This is a genomic window from Fangia hongkongensis FSC776 = DSM 21703, from assembly GCF_000379445.1.
Taxonomy (GTDB): domain Bacteria; phylum Pseudomonadota; class Gammaproteobacteria; order Francisellales; family Francisellaceae; genus Fangia; species Fangia hongkongensis.
Genome location: NZ_KB902240.1, coordinates 1 through 18,461, shown reverse-complemented (window position 1 = coordinate 18,461; position 18,461 = coordinate 1). Strand labels below are relative to the sequence as shown.

General features: G+C 37.4%; 20 protein-coding genes. 12 read left to right on the top strand and 8 right to left on the bottom strand.

Translation table 11 applies throughout. The annotated features are described in order from the left end of the window. Positions 1–100: 100 nt before the first annotated feature. Positions 101–901 carry a sulfite exporter TauE/SafE family protein gene (locus A37Q_RS0101485; RefSeq protein ID WP_018298493.1) on the bottom strand — a complete coding sequence of 267 codons (801 nt, stop codon included), beginning with the start codon at positions 899–901 and terminating at the stop codon, positions 101–103. A gap of 95 nt (positions 902–996) precedes the next feature. Here A37Q_RS0101485 and ppa point away from each other — a divergent pair, with 95 nt between their 5' ends. The 5 genes from ppa (at position 997) to A37Q_RS16170 (ending at position 4,576) form a co-directional block, all read left to right on the top strand. Continuing rightward, positions 997–1,521 carry an inorganic diphosphatase gene (ppa, locus tag A37Q_RS0101480; RefSeq protein ID WP_018298492.1) on the top strand — a complete coding sequence of 175 codons (525 nt, stop codon included), beginning with the start codon at positions 997–999 and terminating at the stop codon, positions 1,519–1,521. Positions 1,522–1,525: 4 nt separating this feature from the next. Beyond that, positions 1,526–1,846, top strand: a complete 321-nt coding sequence (locus A37Q_RS0101475; RefSeq protein ID WP_018298491.1) for a 5-carboxymethyl-2-hydroxymuconate Delta-isomerase — start codon at positions 1,526–1,528, stop codon at positions 1,844–1,846. A gap of 27 nt (positions 1,847–1,873) precedes the next feature. Then, complete coding sequence (locus A37Q_RS0101470) at positions 1,874–2,632, top strand: class I SAM-dependent methyltransferase (protein WP_018298490.1); 759 nt, start codon at positions 1,874–1,876, stop codon at positions 2,630–2,632. Positions 2,633–2,696: 64 nt separating this feature from the next. After that, on the top strand, positions 2,697–4,373 hold the full coding sequence (locus A37Q_RS0101465) for a CTP synthase (RefSeq protein WP_018298489.1): 1,677 nt from the start codon (positions 2,697–2,699) through the stop codon (positions 4,371–4,373). A 29-nt stretch (positions 4,374–4,402) separates the two neighbouring features. Then, on the top strand, positions 4,403–4,576 hold the full coding sequence (locus tag A37Q_RS16170; protein WP_018298488.1) for a hypothetical protein: 174 nt from the start codon (positions 4,403–4,405) through the stop codon (positions 4,574–4,576). A gap of 12 nt (positions 4,577–4,588) precedes the next feature. Here A37Q_RS16170 and A37Q_RS0101455 read toward each other — a convergent pair whose 3' ends face one another. Next, on the bottom strand, positions 4,589–5,209 hold the full coding sequence (locus A37Q_RS0101455; protein ID WP_018298487.1) for a sterol desaturase family protein: 621 nt from the start codon (positions 5,207–5,209) through the stop codon (positions 4,589–4,591). An 84-nt stretch (positions 5,210–5,293) separates the two neighbouring features. Next, positions 5,294–6,496 carry an NAD-binding protein gene (locus A37Q_RS14340; RefSeq protein WP_018298486.1) on the bottom strand — a complete coding sequence of 401 codons (1,203 nt, stop codon included), beginning with the start codon at positions 6,494–6,496 and terminating at the stop codon, positions 5,294–5,296. A 238-nt stretch (positions 6,497–6,734) separates the two neighbouring features. Here A37Q_RS14340 and A37Q_RS0101445 point away from each other — a divergent pair, with 238 nt between their 5' ends. The 6 genes from A37Q_RS0101445 (at position 6,735) to A37Q_RS0101420 (ending at position 11,369) form a co-directional block, all read left to right on the top strand. Further along, positions 6,735–8,492, top strand: coding sequence for a hypothetical protein (locus tag A37Q_RS0101445; protein WP_154648600.1), 1,758 nt, complete (start codon positions 6,735–6,737; stop codon positions 8,490–8,492). A gap of 227 nt (positions 8,493–8,719) precedes the next feature. After that, on the top strand, positions 8,720–9,814 hold the full coding sequence (locus A37Q_RS0101440; protein ID WP_018298484.1) for a tRNA (5-methylaminomethyl-2-thiouridylate)-methyltransferase: 1,095 nt from the start codon (positions 8,720–8,722) through the stop codon (positions 9,812–9,814). A 2-nt stretch (positions 9,815–9,816) separates the two neighbouring features. Continuing rightward, on the top strand, positions 9,817–10,038 hold the full coding sequence (locus A37Q_RS0101435; RefSeq protein ID WP_018298483.1) for a sulfurtransferase TusA family protein: 222 nt from the start codon (positions 9,817–9,819) through the stop codon (positions 10,036–10,038). Positions 10,039–10,041: 3 nt separating this feature from the next. Then, entirely contained in the window at positions 10,042–10,230 is a 189-nt protein-coding gene (locus A37Q_RS0101430; protein ID WP_018298482.1) for a Trm112 family protein, read from the top strand. Then, positions 10,223–10,972 (top strand): 3-deoxy-manno-octulosonate cytidylyltransferase, encoded by a 750-nt coding sequence (kdsB, locus tag A37Q_RS0101425; protein WP_018298481.1) that lies wholly within the window; start codon positions 10,223–10,225, stop codon positions 10,970–10,972. Before A37Q_RS0101430 ends, kdsB begins: the two co-directional genes overlap by 8 nt. Continuing rightward, the gene (locus A37Q_RS0101420; RefSeq protein WP_018298480.1) at positions 10,965–11,369 is read left to right on the top strand and encodes an HIT family protein; all 405 of its coding nucleotides are present in this window, start codon (positions 10,965–10,967) and stop codon (positions 11,367–11,369) included. Before kdsB ends, A37Q_RS0101420 begins: the two co-directional genes overlap by 8 nt. 2 nt (positions 11,370–11,371) lie before the next feature. Here A37Q_RS0101420 and A37Q_RS0101415 read toward each other — a convergent pair whose 3' ends face one another. The 4 genes from A37Q_RS0101415 to A37Q_RS0101400 all read right to left on the bottom strand — a co-directional run bounded on the left by A37Q_RS0101415 (position 11,372) and on the right by A37Q_RS0101400 (position 15,388). After that, the gene (locus A37Q_RS0101415) at positions 11,372–12,679 is read right to left on the bottom strand and encodes a pyridoxal phosphate-dependent aminotransferase (protein ID WP_018298479.1); all 1,308 of its coding nucleotides are present in this window, start codon (positions 12,677–12,679) and stop codon (positions 11,372–11,374) included. Between the two features lie 226 nt (positions 12,680–12,905). After that, positions 12,906–13,568 carry a hypothetical protein gene (locus A37Q_RS0101410; protein ID WP_018298478.1) on the bottom strand — a complete coding sequence of 221 codons (663 nt, stop codon included), beginning with the start codon at positions 13,566–13,568 and terminating at the stop codon, positions 12,906–12,908. After that, positions 13,565–13,915: a hypothetical protein gene (locus A37Q_RS0101405; protein ID WP_018298477.1), complete on the bottom strand. Its 351-nt coding sequence runs from the start codon at positions 13,913–13,915 to the stop codon at positions 13,565–13,567. The genes A37Q_RS0101410 and A37Q_RS0101405 overlap by 4 nt, the downstream gene beginning before the upstream one ends. Before the next feature lie 180 nt (positions 13,916–14,095). Next, positions 14,096–15,388: an MFS transporter gene (locus A37Q_RS0101400; RefSeq protein WP_018298476.1), complete on the bottom strand. Its 1,293-nt coding sequence runs from the start codon at positions 15,386–15,388 to the stop codon at positions 14,096–14,098. A 261-nt stretch (positions 15,389–15,649) separates the two neighbouring features. On the opposite strand from A37Q_RS0101400, the gene A37Q_RS0101395 reads away from it, so the two are divergent. Next, a complete protein-coding gene (locus A37Q_RS0101395; protein WP_018298475.1) occupies positions 15,650–18,061 on the top strand; it encodes a sbcc family protein in 2,412 nt (803 codons plus the stop codon). 136 nt (positions 18,062–18,197) lie between these two features. On the opposite strand, the gene A37Q_RS0101390 is transcribed toward A37Q_RS0101395, so the two are convergent. Then, the coding region (locus A37Q_RS0101390; protein ID WP_018298474.1) for an IS3 family transposase at positions 18,198–18,461 on the bottom strand (264 nt) is incomplete at its 5' end.

The window sequence follows — 18,461 nt, the reverse complement described above, 5'->3', positions numbered from 1 at the left end:
ATGAAATAAAATCATCTTTGGTAATCGCCCATCTTTCATGGTCTTTCCAAACATCGTTAATACACAAATAATGTTTTGCTAGCCCTTCAAATCGAAAAGACTATATTGCAGTGAGAAGTAGCTTAACAGCAGAAAACGCCAAAATAAAAAGAAAAATCCATTTTAATAGCCCAAGTGGTGCTTTAGATGAAAGCTTTGCCCCTATTTTTGAAAAAATCATGCTAGTGGGTGCAACAAGCAAAATAGCAGGAAGGTAGAGATAGCCAAGCGTCCATGAGACAGCGTTATGGTCAGTGATGCCTGTTATTGCAAAGGTAATGCTGCCAACAAGTGCAATAATAAGTGTGAATAAACTTGAAGTGCCAATTGCAATACGCATGGAGTAGCCAAGACTATGAATATAGGGAATGATAACAATGCCGCCACCTAAACCAAAAATGCCTGATTTAAAGCCCACCATTGTACCCCAAAAGGCACTTTTTCGCTTTGAGTTGCGCTTAGGGGTGATTAGCTCATGATCTTTTTGAAACAGCATTTTAACCAGCATGGTAAGGAGCGTTAAAGCAAAGAAGATTGCAAGGAGTTTAGGGTTTAAAAAACGCGCAACAATAGCCCCTAAAATGCTGGCAAAAACAATGTAGGGTGTAAACATTTTAACGATCGTGAAATTCACCTCACGTTGGCGAAGCTTATGTGGAATCGATGAAATGGCCGTGAAAATCATGATACCAAGGGAGGTGCCAGCGGCATATTGCATATAAGAGGCGGTAGTTTCAGGTAAAATATGAAAAGCAAATGCCAAAATAGGCACGATAATAATGCCTCCACCGATGCCCAAAAGCCCAGCCAAAAAGCCAGTCAAGCACCCGCCAATAATCAAAATAAGATAAACACTTAACATTCAGATTTTCTGTTTTAAATGGGTTGAATAATTATATTAAATGAAAGAGAATAGCCGAATCAAGGTTTCGTTGAAATTAAAAATTAAGGGTTAAAATGCTAAAGAATGTTGCACCGGGTAAAAATGCGCCAGAAGATATCAACGTGGTGATTGAAATTCCAATGAATAATGAGCCGGTTAAGTATGAGTTTGATAAAGATTCGGATATGCTGATTGTCGATAGGTTCATGACAGCAACCATGCAATATCCGTGCAATTATGGCTTTATTCCAAATACCTTATCAGATGATGGTGACCCAGCTGATGTTTTAGTGGTGGCGCCTGTAGCAATTCGCCCAGGTGCGATTATTAATTGTCGTCCTGTAGGGGTTTTAAAAATGACAGATGAGTCAGGTGTTGATGCAAAAATTATTGCCGTTCCAACAGATAAACTCACTAAAATCTACTCCCATGTTAAAGAGTTAGAAGACTTGCCAAAGTTACTATTAGATCAAATCAAACATTTCTTCGAGCACTATAAAGACTTAGAGCCAAATAAATGGGTCAAAGTAGATGGTTTTGAGGGCGCTGAAGCTGCTAAGAAAGACATACAGGCTAGCATTGAAAGCTATAAAGGGTAATTAGATGCCTCATTGTACGCTCTTTTATTCAAAGACACTTAATCTTGAGGCGCTTGATGTTATTGTCTCTAAGTTGCATCAGGCTATGTTGGAGTCTGGCTTGTTTGTTGAAAATGCGATTAAAGTCAGAGCAATTGCAGCTGAAAGTATGTTAACAGCAGGAGAGAAAGCGCCACATTTGCACGCTGAAATTAAATTACTTCAAGGTCGTGATGAAGTACAAAAAAGTCACTTGGCAACATTGGTAAATGCCGTTTTAAGGACATCTAATGCCTGTCACTCAGTTGAAGTCATTGACTTAAGCCCTTATTATTATAACAAATAATTGTAGTAATAAGGATTATTCCCAACAATGGAAAATAGTGCAGTCGATAAAGACTACTTTTCAAAACAAGCTGAGTTTTATGCAAAGTTTCGCCCGAATTATCCAAAAGCCTTATATGACTATCTTTTAAGTCAAACAGCTGAAAAAAAGCTGCTTTGGGACTGCGCAACAGGGACAGGGCAGGTGGCTTCAGAATTATCAGGCTATTTTAATGAAGTGATAGCAACAGATTTAAGTCAGGCTCAGCTGGATCAAGCGATTAAAAAAGATAATATCATCTACCAGCAATCAGCGGCAGAAAAGACACAACTTCTAGATCATTCAGTCGATCTTGTGACAGTAGCTCAAGCTGCGCATTGGTTTGATATGGCTCTCTTTGAGAAAGAGCTAATGCGTGTATTGAAACCTCAAGGTGTTGTGGCGATTTGGATGTATAATTTGCCATCTTTAGATGAAAGAATTGATCAGCTGAGAGATTATCTCTATCAACCGGTACTTGGCGAGTACTGGCCAGAAGGGCGAGAGCATATTGATAGCAACTACCAAGATATCAATTTACCTTCACTCAAAGCACTTGATAGTCCAGCCTTTGAGATAAAAGCTAACTGGCAGCTTGAAGATTTGATGGGCTATTTTAGATCATGGTCTTCTACTCAGCGTTATATCAATAAAAATGGCAAAAGCCCTTTAGATGACGTCTCTGGGGAATTTACTAAGTTATGGGGAGGAGATAGCCATAGAGAAGTCACTTGGGAAATTGTATTGAAAGTCTATAAAATTTACTAGCATAGCATAGTGGTTTTTGTTAAGCTCTGACAACATTAAGAAGATTAATGTAACGCTTTTTTTCATGTCTAGTATCCAAAATTCACATACAAAGTTTGTCTTTGTAACAGGTGGTGTTGTTTCCTCTTTAGGTAAAGGGATTACCGCAGCATCATTAGCAACTTTGCTCGAATGTCGCGGCTTAAATGTCACTTTAATGAAACTCGATCCCTATATTAATATTGACCCAGGTACGATGAGCCCGCTGCAACATGGTGAGGTGTTTGTAACAGAAGATGGTGCAGAAACAGATCTTGATCTTGGTCACTATGAGCGCTTTTTAAGAACAAAAATGTCAAAACGTAATAACTTTACAACGGGCAGAGTGTATCAGGATGTGATTAAAAAAGAGCGCCGAGGTGATTATCTTGGTGGTACTATTCAGGTGATTCCACATATCACAGATGAGATTAAATCTAAAATATTAGAGGGTGTTGATTCAACTATTGATGTTGCCATTGTTGAGGTCGGTGGGACAGTCGGGGATATTGAATCATTACCGTTCTTAGAGGCGATAAGACAGCTTTCTCAAGAGCTTGGCAAGTCTAGAAGCTTATTTTTACACTTAACGCTACTGCCTTATATCAAGGCGGCAGGCGAGTTAAAAACAAAACCAACACAACACTCAGTAAAAGAGCTAAGAAGTATTGGTATTCAGCCTGATATTTTAGTATGTCGCTGTGAAACAAGCTTTACAGAAAGTGAAAGACGAAAAATTGCCCTTTTCACCAATGTGGCAGAGTCGGCTGTATTTTCAGCGGAAGATGTCTCAAGCATCTATGAAATTCCAAGAAGATACCATGAGCAGGGGCTTGATATTTGTGTCGTCAGTCAACTGGGTTTGCATGTCAAATCGGCTGATCTTAAAGAATGGGATAAGGTTGTTTATGAAATTGAACATCCAAGGCAAGAGATCAGTATTGCCATGATTGGGAAATATGTTTCATTGACAGAAGCATATAAATCACTGAATGAGGCGTTATTTCATGCTGGGATTCACACACATACAAAGGTGAATATCCACTTTGTTGATTCTGAAGATTTAGAAGAAAAAGGCGCCAATATTAAGAAAATACTTGGCAAAGTCGATGGCATTCTAGTCCCAGGTGGGTTTGGCTCCCGCGGGGTTGAAGGAAAGATTAAAGCCGTGCAGTATGCCAGGGAAAACAATATTCCATTTTTAGGTATTTGCCTTGGTATGCAAGTGGCTGTTATTGAATATGCAAGAAATGTACTTGGGCTTAAAGATGCCAATAGTACTGAGTTTCACCCTGAAACAAAAGCACCACTTATTGGTCTTATTACCGAATGGCTTTCTGAAGACGGTGCGCTTAATTTAAGATCAGGCGCTTCAGATCTTGGTGGTACAATGCGTTTGGGCGCACAGATTTCACATTTAAAAGAGGGCTCATTAGCAAGAAAGGTCTATGGAAAAGCAGAAGTTTTTGAAAGGCATAGACACCGTTATGAAGTTAATAATAACTATGTTCAAGCATTAGAAGAAAAGGGTCTTACCATCGCTGGCAAATCACAGGATTATAAACTCGTTGAGATGGTTGAAATTAAAGAGCATCCTTGGTTTATGGCATGTCAGTTTCATCCAGAGTTTACCTCAACGCCAAGAGATGGTCACCCTCTATTTGAAGGCTTTGTCAGTGCTTGTCTTGCCCATAGCGTGAATACCAAGGTGCTGGTAAAATAAATAATCAACTACCGAATAAAGCGTAATGTATGATTTTACTGTATCCGCTTATTTTTATTGTTTTTATTTTGTTATTGATTGTTAAACTTGCTGGTGCAAGTTTTTCATGGGGCTGGATTATTGCGCTGGCGATTTTATGTATCGTGCCTGTTATTTTCTTTTTTATTTCATGGATTCGTTATAACAAAAAACAGCAGAAGTAGGTTTAGGGAAGCTTATTCTTTGTAGCCTGCAATATCTCGAACCGTTTGGCTTTTTTCCACATCATTTCGTCCTTTGAATGTGCCAAAAAGTTTGTCGCCTAAATAGTTTGTAATCCCCCAGCAGTAGTTCTCATTGTGAAAATGGTGACGCATATGCGCACGCTTTAATCGCTCACCTACTTTTGTTTTGGGTTGATATTTTGGAATATGGTGCGCCAAATGAATCCACTCATAAAACAGATAATAAAAAATACCAAAGGTAAAAGGTACAAGCGCAACTGAGAAGCTCCAAGTTAAAAGGGCAAAAAGCACATACGTTTGAATAAGATGAATAATGATCGCCATAGGTGGGGCAAATAATAGCTTGAAGTTTTGTGGCTCTCGATGATGGGCATGATGAAGCCTGATTTGAAATGCTCTAAACCAAAGTGGCTTAGAGACTAAATTCGCATGGAGCAGAAATTTATGTGCGTACCACTCATAAAAAGGGGCAAGAACAATCGGCAGAAAAAGCCATACCCAATGGGCTGCCAATAACCCAGAGAAAAGAATAATAAGAAAAAACACACAGCCAATAGCAATTAAGCTTCTCACTGTATTATGTTGTAAATAAGGTTTAAAAACAATAAGCATAAATATCACTGTTTTATATAAGTGGAGATAGTGTAACAACAGTCAATGAATTGGGCTATACCCATCATATAGAATTGCAAACCTTTAGCTATTTGCCTTGGTTAAAATTGCATTTGCAGCCATAACATACGGTGACACAATTTCATCTGCGCCGAGCTTTTTCGCCTTACTCAGGTTACTTTCATTGTTGATGCGAATCACCGTTGTAATTTTATGATCACTGTCAGTTAAAAGCTCTTGTAAAGTTAACAAAGTTAAAATGTTATCGGCATCATGATCATAGGCAATAACAATAGATTTTGCAGCAAGAATATTGGCTTTTCGAAGTACTTCTGGATCGGATGCAAGACCATTTATAATTTGATCTTTAATATCACTTGAGGCATTATTACTGCCTGAGAGGTTGTCGATGATTAAAAATGGCGTATGGTTATGTACTAGCTCAGTGACAAGGATCTGTGTTAGCGTATTATAACCACAGATAATGATATGATCTTTCATGTGCTTTTTTCCTTTATTAAAAACATTCAAGAGGTTTTGTATTCGATTCACAAGACTGCCAACAATAAAGGTTAGTATGCCAGCAAATGCACCAAGTCCAATAAAAATCATCGACACGACAAACAGTCTTGCTTCTTCTGTTAGTGGTGTAATATCCCCATAACCGACGGTGCTGTAGGTGACAACGGTAAAGTATAAAGCATCAGACCAGTCTTTGATGCCTTGAAATTCATCTCTTAATAAATAGCTTCCAATCACACCATATAAAAGCGCAAGAATAAAAGAAAGGATGACGACAAATTGGGCATAGCTTAAGCGTATTTTTGAAAAGCGTTTATCAAAAAGCTTCCAGCTGGCAAGAAGACCAATAATTTCTATCGCGTAGATCCATGTCAGTACACTGGTATTTGCATAAACAAAAAAGCTGTTACAGAATAATAAAATCAGGATAATAAGCGCAAGTGCCCAAAAAAAGCGGACACGTCTATAGACGCCTCTGGCAATCAGCAGAAGAATATAGCCTAAGATTAAAAAAGTGATGGTATTCACTTTTAAAGTAATATCATGAACAGACTCTTCTGAGAAACTAGTAAAAATACGATGAGAAAGGCTGTTATGAATAAACTCATTAGCATATAGATTTAAATCAGTGTGAGAAATGGCGCTTTGTATGTATGGAATAATGCCCAGTATCAGCGCCAAAAGTGCATTAAAACAAATTAAAATTGAGAGGATTAATGGAATATAAAAGCTAAGAAATTTCCCCTGAAAGTCGCCTTTATTCATTTTATAAATCAACTTGATGACTCTGTTTATATCTCAGTATATACCAATCACAAGCATTTTTGTTTTAAACACTGCAAAATGACATAAAAGCACCTATTGAGATGTATCAGTTATAGATAGCACTTCAAATAGTGCATGATTAATGAGAAATATACAATCTGATATTGAGCATAATTTGTATTTGATTATCTGAGAATGTCAGTATGATAAGTAATTAAATTAATTAATAGCGTGTAATGTGATGTTTAATTATGCAAGAGCGTTTCCACAGCCTGATGAATATCTAGATTCAGATGAATTAAATCGATCGGTTGGTGGGGGTGTGCTATGTCCATGGCTTTTATCTGACGATGCTCCCAAGGCCATAGAGGCAACTAAAAATGCTCGTTATAATCTGTTAAGAGCTCAGCATGGTGGTGGCAAAGCAATTAATAAATATCAATATCAAACAGAAGTGTTGGCATCAAATACATTAATTAATCGAGCGCAGGGAGATAAAGCAATATGGTTAATGAGTGCTGCATATATAGCCTTATCGAGTGGAGCTGAAAAAGTCTATATGCAAAGCGCGATTAGCATGGGCAGGTTCAAAAGCTCTTTAGATCGCTATAGTGGGATTAGTAATTTGCTATCTTATGATCTTCTTGTAAATGATCCAAGTATAGAAGGCACATATGCAATGACTCCTTCTCCTCGCTTTAGAAGCTCGATTTTAGTGCCATATGAGTTGGGCCATAAACTAAAAGCATCAAATGAGCAGCTAAAGCATGAAACACAAATCAACATTGTAGAGCTTCTTTATCATATTCTCGAATCATATGGAAAGAGAGACTTTAGATTATGTGAGTTGTTACCAAGATACAGACTTCCAAGGCCTATTTTATTTCAGACCTTAGTGAATCAAGGATGTAATGCTGAAGGGCACATGATTGACAGAAAAGATGAGGCGATTTATGCATTTTTTAATCGACAGGCAAAGCGTAATTTCTTAAATCATGTTGGTAGTGTGGGTGCTTCTGGAAGTGGAGGAAATATTAGAGACAAATTTATGGTGATTGCGACCAACCATTCGTTAAATTTGGGCGCAGTTGGGAAATTTAATAACTTCTTTGCCAATAATCGATTATTTAAGAGTAATCATAGTATTTGGGAGCTTAAATATATGGCGTTAGTATTTTCAAACTATGTTTATGCTGGCGTACAATCAGGTGAGATTAGTCGTAATTCAAGCAGTTATATTGCCCCTTATTTAAAAGACAAAAATAGATACCATAAATTGCCAGATGAAAATGCAGGTGGTGAATATAGAAACCTTAGAAAATACTGCTTTATCGCACAGATGTTAAATATCTACTCTCACAGTATGCATGTAAAACTGCCAAGTAGAAGAGAAATGCTCTCTCGCGCAGCTTATGAAATGCTAATTGTGTTATTTTGCGGTGGCATTGTTCAATCAAGTTGTAAATCAGGCAAGGACAGAGAGGGGCTTCTGAATGTATTTATAGATACGATCCTTATATATGTTGATCAAAAAGGGGCGTGCCCGGATTTGTCAAAAAAAGAAGTACAGAATGATTTTGCACAAGTGTTTAGTGATCTCTTTTATGCAGGAAATGTCACTGATATTGCTGCAATGAACGCGCTTTATGCCTACGGTATTAAAAATTTACATGGTATTTTGCCTGAATTCTTACAAAAAGAGCTACAAAAAAACATCCATTACAAAGCCATTAAAAAATCAGCAAAGTTAAATAAAGTGAAACCTGAGAAATTGGTGACAGATAATAATAATCTATACCCTGTGCATAAGCTTTCAAGGGAGGAAAAAGAAACGCTGCGTAATTCTATTTTAAGCAGAGACACAGCGCTAAATAGGTTAGAGAAGGATCTCGATAACTGTCTTACAGCATTGTATGGTGCGGAAGGTAATGAGCCAATAGATTATGTTACTCTAAATGCGATACATAGTCAGTTGCAAGCTAGTAGGAAAAGCTAAATTCACTTTGAGATACTCTTAAGTTGATCTTTAACACAATACTTCAAGCGGCTGTAGAGAAAGCACATAATTTATTTTTTTGATGAAAAAGTTATCTATTTTGCGTACAATGGTGCCGGTTATAGCACGTATAAATCATTTTTTGTATTTAACGCATAGCGCGAATGTAATAAGAAGTGATTTGCGATTGATATCAATATAAACATAAAATGCGTTAGATAGAGTAAATGACAGAAGTAATAACAAGCAAGCAAGTAGATGTATCAGAGGATACAAAAAACACACCTAAAAAAGCCGTTGCCCTGATTTCAGGGGGACTTGATTCAATGTTGGCAGCAAAGGTGCTTTTAGAGCAAGGCGTACATGTTGAGGGAATTAATTTTTTCACCGGATTTTGTGTTGAAGGGCACACCCATGCAATTCGCAAAAAGGATCAAACAAAGCAAAAGCGTAACAATGCACTTTGGGTAGCAGAGCAGCTTGGTATCAAACTTCATATTATTGATGTGATTGAAGAGTATAAAGATGTACTTTTAAACCCTAAATATGGCTATGGCGCCAATATGAACCCTTGCCTTGATTGTAAAATTTTCATGGTTAAAAAAGCCAAAGAATGGGCGAAAGAAAATGGGTTTGATTTTATTATTACGGGTGAAGTGGTTGGGCAAAGACCGATGTCTCAAAGAAAAGACACGATGCCTGTTGTCCAAAAACAATCTGGGATTGATGATTTATTGCTTCGTCCACTTTGCGCTAAAAACTTGCCTGAAACAAAGCCTGAGCGCGAAGGCTGGGTAGACAGAGAAAAACTACTTGGTTTTCATGGTAGAAATCGTACCCCACAGTTTGATTTGGCAGAGAAATATGGCTTTAAAGATTATGCAACACCTGCTGGTGGCTGCTGTTTTCTCACAGATAAACAATACTCTGATAAATTGGTTGATTTGTGGAAGGGGCGTGATAATAACCGTGATTATGATTTTGATGATATTATGCTTCTTAAGATTGGTCGCCATTTACGTATTAAGCCTGAATATAAACTTATTATTTCGCGTGAAGAAGGTGAGAATAACTTTTTAAATGGTTATAAAAGACAGTTTGTTTCTGTGTCAGTTAGCTCACATGGTGGGCCTTTAACCTTGATTGATGGCGTGTTTCCAAAAGAAGATGAAACACTTGTTGCTAAAGTGATTGGGCGATTTTCACAAGGGAAAAATGCCGATGAGGTAACGGTCGCTTTTCGTTATAAAGATGGTGTGGAAAAAGAAATAACCGTGAAACCATTTAGTGTTGATGAGATTAACCCAAATTGGTATGTGTGAAAATGAATCTAATTGAGCTTGATGTAAAGAACCTTCTGTGCCCGATGCCTGTTATTAAGACACAAAATGCACTTAAAAAAATGCAAAACGGGCAAGTGCTTAAAGTATATTGCACGGATCCGGGTGTCAAACATGATATCCCTGCATGGTGTAAAATTAATGAGTATGTTATCCTTGAGGCTTATGAGGAGAATCAAGTTTTTATATTTTTGATTGAGGCATAATTTATGGATGCAAGTTTGTTGAATGTGTTGGTGTGCCCGTCTTGTCGAGCTTCACTTGTTTATGATAAAGCGAACCAAAGGTTGGTTTGTAAGGCTGAAAAATTGGCCTATCCTGTAGTTGATGATGTTCCTGTGATGCTGGTTGAAGAGGCAAAAGCGCTAAGCTTAGAGGAAGTGAAAAAATATGGCTAGACATATTGTCATTCCTGTTCGTTTGGCTTCTACTAGACTGCCTAGAAAGGCGCTTTTAGATATTGCTGGAAAAACGATGCTTGAGCATGTTTATCACAAAGCATTAAGCTGCCATTTTGACAGTGTAACAATTGCCACAGACAGTGATGAAATTGTGAAGGTAGCAGATGGGTTTGGGGCTTCGGTTTGTATGACAAGTAGTGATCACCAATCAGGCACTGATCGCATTGCTGAAGCGGTAAAACAACTTGGCTTTGATGGGAAGGATATTATTGTCAATATCCAAGGCGATGAGCCGTTAATTCCTAAAGAGAATGTGCTTCAGGCAGCACTCTTATTAGAGCATAATTTAGATGCCAAAATGTCCACACTATGTGAAGAAATAACAACAGAAGCAGATATTTTTAACCCCAATATGGTTAAAGTCGTTTTTAATGCTGCTAAAGAGGCAATGTACTTCTCTAGAGCTCCGATTCCTTGGCAACGAGGGATTTTTGATCAAAATAAAGCAAGCCTTGGAGCGCATTATCGTCATATCGGTCTTTATGCTTATCGTGCTGATTTTTTGCAAAATTATGCGCAAATGGCTAAAAGTCCGTTAGAGCAAATTGAATCTTTAGAGCAGCTTCGTGTCTTATATCATGGCTTTAAAATTGCAATTGATATCGCTCAAGTATCCACACCTGCAGGGATTGATACGCTAGAGGATCTTGAAAAAGTGCGAGCATTTTTAAGTGAATAGCTTTAGTATTGATCCAAGGCTATTAGACTCAAGTTATCTTGTTTGTGATATGCCATTAAGTCAAATTCGTTTGTCGAAAAATGCACTTGTTCCTTGGGTGTTGATTATTCCAAAGACAGATAAGATAGAATGGTTTGAGTTGGATGAGCCAATGCAAATGGCATTGAATCGTCAAATCAATAGCATATCAGCTTTGTTAAAACACTTGGGCGCGGATAAAATTAATGTAGCGATGATTGGCAATGTTCTCTCTCAAATGCATATTCATGTTGTTGCTAGGAAGATAGATGATTACTGCTGGCCAGAAGTGATATGGGGGAAAGAGGCATTTCTCGCATATGATGAGAAGCAAAAAGAAGCGCTTATTACTCAGCTACAATCGCTTTTTAATCGCTAAGCTTATTGTTTAATACACTCTTTTAGTTCACTAGTCACCCAGTTGGATAAGCGAGTGATTCCCTGATAAATATTGGGCATAAATTCACTGATGAATTGCTCGGTTGAGATTGTAGTGATGGCATCAAAGTGATTCAGCACGTGCTCACCGTCATAATCTGTAATCGCAAGACGAAGACATAATTTATTTTCAGGAAAATAAAACTCGCTGCCAGCAAGGGTGGCAATATTAAGTTTCTCTAATAGAAAATGGGCAAGTTCATGGCTTGTTTGAATCCCTTTTTGGTAAAGCATCTCTTTAAAAGGTGTAAAGTCAACTAATAGATAAAATGCGCCTTCTGGAGAAGTGGATAAGATGCCAAGTTCTGTCATTTTAGCGTGTACATAATAAATAGCGGTTTGATGAATACGGGTACACTTTGCAAGATAAGCTGAAATCATAGCAAACTGTCCATAGGCATACAAAGCTGCATACTGAATTGGTGCGGATACGGAGCTATAGGTTTCACTAATGAGAATCTTCATTGCATCATATAGTGAGGATAGTGCATTTGGAATCAATGCAACACCAAGGCGATAGCCGCCGGCTGAGAATAATTTAGATAATCCTCCAGTTACAATGGTTCCCTCTGGGTAATAATAGGCAATGGATGTATGCACTTTATCACCAAAGACTACTTTGGCATAGATTTCATCAGAGATCACAATAATGCGATAGCGCTGACAAATTTCAGCAAGTTTTTTTAATTCATTATCAGGGTAGATGCTACCTGTTGGGTTATTCGGTGAGTTTAAAATTAAAACTTTTTGTTTTTGCTGTTCAATGGGAGAAAGGGAGGCGCAAAAATGTTGTAAGGTTTTGGCTGTTAAAGTGTAATTATCCTTTGAAAACGTCTGAAGGATATGTGTTTTTTTACCAAGGAGGGTTGCTTGTGGTTTATAACTCACCCAGCTTCCTTCAGGAATAAGTACCATGCCCTCAAGAAGGTACAACAGTTGAAATAAAAGCTCTTTGCTCCCAGGTCCAATAAGAACATTATTTTTGTTATAACCATAAGCAAACTCTTTTTTATAATAGTCAGCAACTGCTTGGCAGAGCTCGGGCAAGCCACTTCCCGGTAAGTAAGCTTTTTTATCAGCGTTTTCACTTAGTGCTTGAGTGATTCCTTTGGCAATAGGAAAAGGCGACTCTCCAAAACCAAAATGACAAATAGATTGACCCTCCCATTTTTTCTTTTTTGCCTTCAGATTAATGGCTAAGGTCGATGATTCTTTTAGCGCGGTGATTGTGGGATTAATTGCAGCTGACATTAGCGCTCCTTATTTGCACTTAATACTTTCTACCTATAGAAGTATTTTATGCCTTTTTAGCAATGAATAAAGGTTTGATTGAGACTAAAAGATAAAACTGACATTAGTAAAATAGCTTAATCCAATAAGGCAATAAGCAAAAGATAGCTGATCCAACTAAAAATAATCAAGCTGAAATAATATAATGCCAGATGGAGGAAGTGAGTTGATAAATTCAATAGAACCTTTAACTTTGTAGATACTTATGATTAATCCAATAAACCAATGGCTGGATTAAAAGAGAGAGTATAATAAGTACGATTAAATTTCGGATTAAATTGTCAAATAACAGCGTCTCGATATGTTGAGGATACTCAAGTACAAAGCCAAGATATAGGGTTGTATTGGAGGCAACACAAAGAGCAATCCCAATGCTGATGGTCGAGGCAAGAATAAACAAAAATCGCATTTTAAAATAGAAAAAGTTAAAAAGAATCAGCTCGATAAGCAAAAACAGCAAGGTTGATATAGCCCCTGCAACAAGGCTATGCCAAGCATTAGAGAATACAATAGAATAGGCGCTTGCCTCTTTGAAATAATCAGGGTAAGCAGTATATTGGCTAATGATTTGTGCATAGCCTGTCATCACAAAGCTTAATAAAATGCCAAGTATAAAAGTCAGCAAAAAGGTGCGATTATTAGCAGAATAGCTACGAATAACATTGAGTAATACTAATGCGGCAAGTTTCAAAAAAGCGCCACTGTACATCGCAACCCCAAATATAAGAATCATGCGGTGACCTATAATATTTGAGACTAACCCTAAAGTGATGATAATCGGTATCAAAATACTATTTAGCTTCCAGCAATTTAATTGATGCTGAAGCTTGATGGTATTCAGTGTGTTCATAGCTCTACCTTGGCATTTAAATATCTGGCAATACGGGGGTAAAGTGCTAAAAGAAACTTGTCTTTATATGCATCATTGGTGCTGATTGCACGAGCATTTTCAATCATTTCCTCAGCAATATTGCAAGCATCGATTTTGAGCTTATCAGTGCGGTCAAAGTAATGCCTTTGTAGGGTGATTTCAGATATTTTTTCCCTTTTGGCAGCTGATAGTTGATATGTGCTGGTTTTATATTCAACCATAATGCCATCTTTGGTAACAATGATATCACGAATAACAAAGTGCTTAGGTCGGTATTTGAGTGCTTCCAAATAATAGCTTAAAAAAGGTGATATCTTTCTTAACATGCCTGTCCCTGATGGTATTTCATTTACGCTGACGAGGTGAATTATATTTTTTAATTGAACAAAAATCAATTAAAATTTAGTCGAAGAATAGCATCCGCTTTTACACATTCTGTTGTTTTGAGTATCAATGCCTTTGATATTTCATTTCTAGGCGCTATTTGGCTTATGATCAGAGTATGGTTATGCTTTCATGTGGCCTCTGGCAATCGTTAAGGCAATCAATGAGATAATCGCTGCAAGTGAGAGATAGATTCCTGGAGACCAAATAACAGCTGTTTTTTCTATCAGATACATTGAAAATAAGGCAGCGCTGCCACCAAATATACCAAAGCCAAGATTATAGCTAATTGAAAGGGCGCTATAGCGTGTATTAATGGTAAATAAGTGGCTTAACATCCCCATGACAGGCCCAATAAAGCCAGCGCCAAGTATTGCAAAAAGTATCTGAACAATGAAAAAGCTTTGTGGCATGCTGTGCATCAGAAAATACAAGAGAGGTGAGGCAATAATCAAAAGAATGGCTGCAATCGACATCACTTTGTAAAACCCCGTATAATCGGCAACATATCCCCATATAATCGTAAAAACAGCAAGAATCATCATACCTACAGCGTTGATCTCAAGTGCGTAATGTAGATCGATATGTAAGTAATGATGGGCATAGGTGGGCATAAAAATAAATAACTGATAGACAATAAGCGGTGTCAGCCAGCAAATAAAAAAGCCAAGTAACATACCCAGTTTTTGTGTTTTAAATGTTTCAAGAATGGGATTTTTAGCCAAGGCATTATGTAATTTTAACTTTTCAAACTGAGGAGTTTCGCTGGTGTGTTTTTTAAGATAATAGCCAAGAATTGCAACAAAAATGCCTAAAATAAATGGAATCCGCCAGCCCCAATTAGCGAGTTGCTGATCGTTCAAAAAGCTTGTTAGTAGCGCGCCGACTGCAGCGGCTAAAAGCATACCAAAAAAGGCGCCAGCAAAGGTAATACCAGCTCCAAAATAGCGCCTTTGGATACCAATGTGCTCATTAATAAAGACAGCAGATCCAGTAAATTGACCCCCAACACTTAATCCTTGAAGCATTCTGACAAGAATTAAGATAATAGGCGCAATGATCCCAATTTGATGATAAGTTGGCATAATGCCCATCACAACGGTCGGTAGGCCAATTAAAATAACAGCAATGGAGACCGTTTTTTGTCGCCCGTATTTGTCACCAAAATAACCAAATACAATTGCACCTAACGGCCGCATTAAAAAACCTGCCGCAAAAGCGCCATAGACAGCTAAAATCGACACAAATTGGTTTTCAGCTGGGAAGAAAAGCGGCGCCAAAAAAGGCGCACAAAAGGCATAGACAACAAATTCATACCACTCTGATACACTGCCACAGAAACTGGCGATAATATTCTTTGTTTTGGATATAACAGGTTTGTTTTGATGCGTGTTATTGGGTAAATCTATGCTCATATTACTCCTTATTGTATATAGCATTATCCTCAAGGTATTGTATCGACAAGCAACAAAGCAAAAAAGGGGTGATGCCCCTTATTTGCAAATAAGCATTTACTGAATGATAAGTATTATTTTTACATGTAATCAATATTTTTTATTAAAAAAAATATTATCACCAGCAAAAAAATAAATTAATCTGTGAGTGGAAGGGAGTTTTCAGATTTCATTAGCGCATATCGCAAAAATATGCTGAACAATAAACAAGGAGGGTGTGATATGACAATTAGGTATTTACAGGATCAATCAAAAGCAGTTGCTAATCTTATTGTTTTATACGGTGAGGAAGCAAAAAAGTATGCCGAACAAATTCAAAATCTTGCCGGGCAATATGAGCTTAGAATGGCACTGGAGGAAAAAAGACAGCATCGTTTTGATGGCGTATTTGAAGTGGCTTATGGAATGGCAACTGTCGTTGCAACCTACTTTGGTGGCTCATTAGGGTATGCAATCATGACAAGCATTAAAAGTGTATATGATGCTTATCAAGTGAACGGCAGTATGAAAAGGAAAATTGCCAATAGTATATTATCTGGTGCAACTTCAGCGATTACAAACTATGTTATTGCCAAAACAGTCAGTAGTGACATTCGCGGATTTAGCATGAGAGATCCTGTGACAGGCGAGAGAAATTATAATCCAGACAATGAGATATATACTGCAAGATATAAAGCGCAAAATTGTATTAATGCATTTATTCAAACAATGATTCAACAAGGTGATGAAAAAGCGATAAAGCTCTCTAGTGCAAACGATGAGAAAAGTATTAAAGCACGCTTAAAATATTTGCAGGCAAATCAGCAAAAGTATGCAAACTATGCGCTTAAAGAGGCAATATTGATGATTAGCTTAAAGATTTTTCAGCTAAGAAGTTATCGGTTTAATCACTCAACAATGTTTTATTTTTCTGCGTCTGTACTGATGGAGCGTGTGGAGATTTCTGAAGATCATTTAGGGAAAAAAACCCGTGAGGTCTATGCACGGTTTTATAATGATCAAGATAAAATATTGGATTATGATAGCCAAAAAGCACAAAGCATTCGCGATGAGCTGATTAAAAAAGTGCATAAATCTGAAGTGCTGGCAAGGGGAACAACCTATGGCAGAAAATATAAAAAGCTTAATATTCAAGATGAAAAAGCAGATGAGTTTATTGTCTATAATAACGAGCAGGATCAAAGTAAGAATTTTTCGATTACACGGAAGTGTTTTTTTACGCTGGTTGATAGCCATCTTAGAATTTGGTCTTATTTTTCAGACTATACGAAATTTTTTGATAAAAAGTTAGGGGCAAAAGTCAAAGAGCAGATTATTAAACACATCCCAAATGGACATAATCAACAAGAGCACTGGCGTTCAATTTTGTCCAATGATATGAGAGTGAGAGATTTAGCTATTATCTATTTTATCTTTGTGTTACCGCAAAGTTTGCTTGAAGAGTCGCCAGCAAGTGTAACGATGACAGGGGTGGATCAAAAAAACATCACTATTCGTTATCTGTCAGCAATATATTTGGGCATACTAAGCGCTTGCTATTATTATCTTGAGTTCTACTCACTTCGCTATCGTGCAGCTGGCAGAAGTTCAATTAAGCAAAAGCATATTACCGAGGCAATCAATTATGTATTTGATTTTGTCAGTGCACAGCAAATCTTCTTATTTGCGCCCACAAGGCAAGTAATAGCAAGTGATAATTTATCACCTAGTGAGAGAGCAAAGCTGCAATACTATGGTTTGGATGATGCATCACTTGACCAGCTACATAACAACTTTCTTGATAATGATAGCTTGTATGATGTGTTTGATTATACCAATGTGATTGGTTTTTCTGAAAGTATTGTTCCTATTGATAAAGGCATCTCTGTAAATTTAAGGCAGCAATTGTGCCATTATGTGAATTTAAATTTGAAGTTGCGCTTTTGTAATTATGATAAAGAGGCAAATGTAAACAGGCGTCATAAGGATATTAATAAAGCATTTGTTGATGAATTTCCAGCACCAACAGAGTATGTCTCTCTTGGGAAAACAACACTATACAGTGCAAATTTAAATCAGTCGCAAGGAGATTTTCAAACAATCTCTCAGATGTATGAAGGGGTGCGTTATGTCTCAGGTGGTATTGGCGTAAGTAGTGGGAGAATTCAAGAGCGGGATGAGCATAATACGTATGGTAGCTTTGGCAGGAAATATTTGAATAAATCTATCGAGAGCCTAAATGATATGGTGGGCGCAAACAATCGAGACTGGCGTATTAACTCAACAGCGCGTTATGTTGCACTTCAAAAGGTGATGTTAAAAGAGCGTCTAAGCTTGCAGGCCTATCACCAGAAAAAAGCCTCCATTGAAGATGTGCTTGAAAATGTTGAAGAAACTTTAATGCTGCTGATTGCTGAGGTTTTTCAAAATCGAGAAGAAAAAATTAAAAAAGCACAATCTGAGCAGCGAGAAGCACTAGCGCAACAAAAAAGGGAGCAACGTGAGCAAAGACAAGCTGAAATAGAAGAAAGAAGAAGGCAGCAAGAGGAGGATCAAAGTAGGAAAAAAAGAATAAGAGAGGAGAAAGAACAAAGACAAGAGGATGACTTTTTAGAAACTTTTGGTCTCTTTGAGCAAAGGGATGAGGAGAGTTAATTTGGCGTATTTATTCTACATGTTAAGGCACTCTAGAATAGGTGAATTACATGGGTTCAAAATCAATTAAATGTAGTTCAATAGGATCACCAACTGGAGTTAAACTGGAGTGTCAACACTAATCCGGACAGTTTTCTTAAGCAAATTTAGATTTTCTCTCAAACTCTACAGGGGATAAATAATCATTATGTGTATGCCTCCTTTTACGGTTATAAAATACCTCAATATATTCAAAAATAGCTTTTTTAGCTTGCTCTCGTGTCTTAAAGTTTTCATGGTAAGTACATTCAGTCTTTAAGGTTCGAAAAAAGCTTTCAGCCACAGCATTGTCCCAGCAGTCTCCCTTACGACTCATGCTTTGTTTAATTTGATGTTGTTGAATGATTCTTCGGTGGCTTTT

Coding starts and splice junctions, on each gene's coding strand:
- A37Q_RS0101485 (WP_018298493.1), bottom strand. CDS start 901: ATGTTAAGTGTTTATCTTATTTTGATTATTGGCGGGTGCTTGACTGGC.
- ppa (WP_018298492.1), top strand. CDS start 997: ATGCTAAAGAATGTTGCACCGGGTAAAAATGCGCCAGAAGATATCAAC.
- A37Q_RS0101475 (WP_018298491.1), top strand. CDS start 1,526: ATGCCTCATTGTACGCTCTTTTATTCAAAGACACTTAATCTTGAGGCG.
- A37Q_RS0101470 (WP_018298490.1), top strand. CDS start 1,874: ATGGAAAATAGTGCAGTCGATAAAGACTACTTTTCAAAACAAGCTGAG.
- A37Q_RS0101465 (WP_018298489.1), top strand. CDS start 2,697: ATGTCTAGTATCCAAAATTCACATACAAAGTTTGTCTTTGTAACAGGT.
- A37Q_RS16170 (WP_018298488.1), top strand. CDS start 4,403: ATGATTTTACTGTATCCGCTTATTTTTATTGTTTTTATTTTGTTATTG.
- A37Q_RS0101455 (WP_018298487.1), bottom strand. CDS start 5,209: ATGCTTATTGTTTTTAAACCTTATTTACAACATAATACAGTGAGAAGC.
- A37Q_RS14340 (WP_018298486.1), bottom strand. CDS start 6,496: ATGAATAAAGGCGACTTTCAGGGGAAATTTCTTAGCTTTTATATTCCA.
- A37Q_RS0101440 (WP_018298484.1), top strand. CDS start 8,720: ATGACAGAAGTAATAACAAGCAAGCAAGTAGATGTATCAGAGGATACA.
- A37Q_RS0101435 (WP_018298483.1), top strand. CDS start 9,817: ATGAATCTAATTGAGCTTGATGTAAAGAACCTTCTGTGCCCGATGCCT.
- A37Q_RS0101430 (WP_018298482.1), top strand. CDS start 10,042: ATGGATGCAAGTTTGTTGAATGTGTTGGTGTGCCCGTCTTGTCGAGCT.
- kdsB (WP_018298481.1), top strand. CDS start 10,223: ATGGCTAGACATATTGTCATTCCTGTTCGTTTGGCTTCTACTAGACTG.
- A37Q_RS0101415 (WP_018298479.1), bottom strand. CDS start 12,679: ATGTCAGCTGCAATTAATCCCACAATCACCGCGCTAAAAGAATCATCG.
- A37Q_RS0101410 (WP_018298478.1), bottom strand. CDS start 13,568: ATGAACACACTGAATACCATCAAGCTTCAGCATCAATTAAATTGCTGG.
- A37Q_RS0101405 (WP_018298477.1), bottom strand. CDS start 13,915: ATGTTAAGAAAGATATCACCTTTTTTAAGCTATTATTTGGAAGCACTC.
- A37Q_RS0101400 (WP_018298476.1), bottom strand. CDS start 15,388: ATGAGCATAGATTTACCCAATAACACGCATCAAAACAAACCTGTTATA.
- A37Q_RS0101395 (WP_018298475.1), top strand. CDS start 15,650: ATGACAATTAGGTATTTACAGGATCAATCAAAAGCAGTTGCTAATCTT.